Annotated in this window: 1 protein-coding gene; it reads right to left on the minus strand. The window is 76.6% G+C overall.

The window, feature by feature from the left end:
- Positions 1 to 47 precede the first annotated feature (47 nt).
- On the minus strand, positions 48 to 1,401 hold a 1,354-nt coding region (locus tag FHG71_RS23215), incomplete at its 5' end, for a Y-family DNA polymerase (protein WP_218014231.1).

Raw genomic sequence — 1,401 nt, forward strand, 5'->3', positions numbered from 1 at the left:
CCCCCCGCCGATCCCATCCCCGTCGCGTGAGCTGTCGTTCGCCTCGCTCACGCGAACAGCCCGTGGAGGAACCAGCGCTGCGAGCCGGTGGCGGGGTCCCGGCCATCGCCGGCCCGAAACAGCCAGAAGCGCTGGCCCGCCTCGTCCTCCACGACGAAGTAGTCCCGCACGGCCCAGAGCTCGGCGTCCGAGCGTACCCACTCGCCGTAGATGCGCTCAGGCCCGTCGGCACGCGCCACGCGCCGGCGCACGCCCCGCCAGGTGAAGTGGACCGGTGGGTGATCGGGTAGGAGCGCCAGCGTCTCGACCGGCTCGGGCTGGGCCAGGAGGCGGGCCGGGCGCGGCCAGCCAAACTCCCAGCGGCCCGGGGTGGGCGCGGCCAGCGGAGCCACGCGCCGCACCGAGCGTTCGGGCGTGTCGCTCTCGACGGCGGCTAGACGGTAGAGCCGCTGCGCCCCCAGCCGGTTCGCCAGGGTGTCAACGAGGGCCGCCACATCCGCCTCCGGCGCCTCGCCCAGCGTTGTGGGCGCGGGCCGCCAGCCCAGGGGCTCAGTGCCGGGCGCGGAGAGTCGCATGCGCTCGACGCCCAGGCCCGGGTCGACCCGCTCGAGGCGGTCAGTCAGCAGCCGCGCCACCCGCCGCGGCTCGCGCACGGGCTGGGCCGTGCCGACCCGGACCGCTTCCACGCGGCCGTCGACACGATGGAAGAGAAGGTCGAGCCGACGTGCGCCCAGACCCTGGGCCTCGAGCGCCTGCGCCAGCATCTCCGCCAAGAGCCCAATGGCGCGGGCCAGCGTCTCCGGGGCGCTGATCGGCTCGGCAAAGGCGCGCTCCGCCCGCACGAGGTCCGCGATCACCACGGGGGTGATGGGCTCAGGCAGGCGGCCGAACGCCTGATCGAGGCGTTGGCTAGGGGCGGGCCCGAAGCGCAGCGCTAGGGGAGCCCGGGGCTGCGCTTCAAGGTCGGCGATGGTGTCGAGCCCGAGCTGGCGCAGCCCGGCCAGCGTGGGGGCGTCCAGGCGCAGGGCGGCGAGCGGCAGAGGGGCCAGCACTGTCGCGAGCCCGGCCGCATCCACCACCAGGGGCGACACGGCGCCCCAGCGCGCCAGAGCGTGGGCCGCGCCCCAGGTCGGGGCCATGGCAGCCCGGGCCTCGACCCGCACGGAGGCGAGTCGCCCGATGAGGTCCACGAGCAGGGCGTGCTCGCCGCCATGCAGGTGCGCGGCCCCTGTGACATCCAGGACCAAGCCGTCCGGCAGGTCGGGGGCGACCACCGGGGCGTAGCGCCGCTGCGCCCAGGCGGCGAGCCGCGCGAGCCCCGCCGCGTCCTCCGCCGGGGCGGCCGCAAAGACCACGAGCCCGGGGACGAGCGCCTGCGCCTGCGCGGCCGGGAGCCCCGGG

Source organism: Rubellimicrobium roseum, from assembly GCF_006152145.1.
Lineage (GTDB): Bacteria > Pseudomonadota > Alphaproteobacteria > Rhodobacterales > Rhodobacteraceae > Rubellimicrobium > Rubellimicrobium roseum.